Origin of the sequence: Sulfuricaulis sp. (assembly GCF_049587675.1) — a bacterium.
Lineage (GTDB): Bacteria > Pseudomonadota > Gammaproteobacteria > Acidiferrobacterales > Sulfurifustaceae > Sulfuricaulis.
In genome coordinates this window covers 1-1,933 of the sequence record NZ_JBAVEJ010000288.1, presented here as the reverse complement: position 1 = coordinate 1,933, position 1,933 = coordinate 1, and the positions used below count along the sequence as shown (strand labels likewise).

General features: G+C 62.4%; 2 protein-coding genes. One reads left to right on the top strand and one right to left on the bottom strand.

Annotated features, from left to right (window positions below; translation table 11 throughout):
- Nucleotides 1-32: 32 nt before the first annotated feature.
- The gene (locus WB402_RS14630) at nucleotides 33-167 is read left to right on the top strand and encodes a 3-alpha domain-containing protein (protein ID WP_424209125.1); all 135 of its coding nucleotides are present in this window, start codon (nucleotides 33-35) and stop codon (nucleotides 165-167) included.
- Between the two features lie 97 nt (nucleotides 168-264).
- Here WB402_RS14630 and WB402_RS14625 read toward each other — a convergent pair whose 3' ends face one another.
- Nucleotides 265-1,674, bottom strand: a complete 1,410-nt coding sequence (locus tag WB402_RS14625; protein ID WP_424209123.1) for a phosphomannomutase/phosphoglucomutase — start codon at nucleotides 1,672-1,674, stop codon at nucleotides 265-267.
- Between the last annotated feature and the right edge of the window lie 259 nt (nucleotides 1,675-1,933).

Genomic DNA, 1,933 nt, shown 5'->3' with positions numbered 1-1,933 from the left:
CGATCGATCGGGTCGAGCGCGCTATCGACTCGATGAGTGTGTGCGACATGTTTCACCTGCGTCACGTCGGCGGCACGCGCGCGGAATACGAACGCGCCACGCGCCTCCCCGGTCTGGCATCCAGCTGGCGCATCACCTTCGAGAAACGACTGGCGGAAATGAAGTAGCGGAATTTACTTGTACGCGTTCCGCGCGATTGTCGAATTAAGAACTGTACTTGTGGGTCAGCCATCCACAAGTAAAACGCCGCCGAAGGCGGCTCGACTAGAAGGGCAGTGCTATCCCGGGTCGGACGGAAAGGATGAGTTCCCGGAAACGTTTCTGGATGCGTTCCAGCGTCGCTTGGTTGTCCGCTTCGAAGCGGAGCACCAGCACCGGCGTGGTGTTGGAGGCGCGCACCAGTCCGAAGCCGTCGGAAAAATCCGCGCGCAGTCCGTCGATGGTGGTGACCTTGGCGTCCGGGAAACGGGCGCGCTGGACCAATTCCTTGATGACGGTGAAATGCTCGCCTTCGGCGAACTTGAGATTCAATTCCGGCGTGTTCACCGTGTTCGGCAGCGAGGCGAAAATCTCCTGCGTCGGGCGCGGGTCGCGCGACAGTAATTCAAGCAGCCGCGCGGCGGTATAGAGGCCGTCATCGAAGCCGTACCAGCGCTCCTTGAAAAAAATGTGGCCGCTCATCTCGCCCGCCAGCAGTGCACCGGATTCCCTGAGCTTGGCCTTGATGAACGAGTGCCCGGTTTTCCACATCGTGGCCTTGCCGCCGGCCTTGCGAATTTCGGCATCGAGCGTGCGCGAGCACTTGACGTCGTAGATGATCTCGCCGCCCGGATGCCGCGACAGCACGTCGCGCGCGTACAGGATCATCTGGCGGTCGGCCCAGATCACGTGCCCGTCCGGCGCGATGACGCCGAGGCGGTCACCGTCGCCATCGAAGGCCAAGCCGACGTCGTAGCCGCCCTTTTTGATTTCGGTGATAAGGTCCTCGAGATTTTCCGGCTTGCTCGGGTCGGGATGGTGGTTGGGGAAAGTGCCGTCTATTTTGCAGAAGAGTTCGGTAACCTGGCATCCGAGTCGCTTGAGCAGTTGCGGCGCGAGTTCACCCGCCACGCCGTTGCCGCAGTCGACTGCCACGCGCATCGGACGTGCCAGCTTCACGTCGCTCGTGACACGGTCGAGATAGGCCGCGCGTACGTCTGACGATGAGATGCTTCCCTGGCCCGATACCAGATCGTTATCGAGTATGCGTGCGCGCAGCTTCTGGATCAGTTCACCCGAGAGAGTGATGCCGCCGATGACCATCTTGAGGCCATTGTAATCGGGAGGATTGTGGCTGCCGGTGACGGCCACGCCCGAGCCGGCGTCCAGATGCTGGATGGCAAAATACACCACCGGGGTCGGCGCCATGCCGATGTCCACCACGTCGCAGCCGGCGCGCGCGATGCCGCGCGCCAGAGCCGCCGACAGTTCCGGCCCGGAAAGACGCCCGTCACGCCCGATGACGAAGCGCTTCTGTTTGCTCGCCAGCGCCTCGCTGCCCAGGGCCTGGCCGATGCGCTCGACGATGTCCGGCGTGAGTGTCTTGCCGACGATCCCGCGGATGTCGTAGGCCTTGAAGATTTCGGGTGGAAGCGGGGCAGTCGCCGCGCTGGCAGCGGTGTCGGATTTCGGCATGGCAATAGGATTCAGGTTCGAGAAATTCAGCGGGCCAGTCTAACGCATCCGGCCGTTTCAGGCGAGATGGAGGAAGTATACGGAGCGGATTTATCCGGGATGCGGCGCCGGGCTAACTGACGATGACGCGTTTCTTTTCGGGGGCTCCGGTGGCCGGGTCGTAGACTTTGGTGATATTGCGGCCGGCTTCCTTGGCCTGCAGCAGCGCCTGGTCGGCGCGCCACAGCACATCGTCCGGCTTGGTGTCCTTGTCGTACAT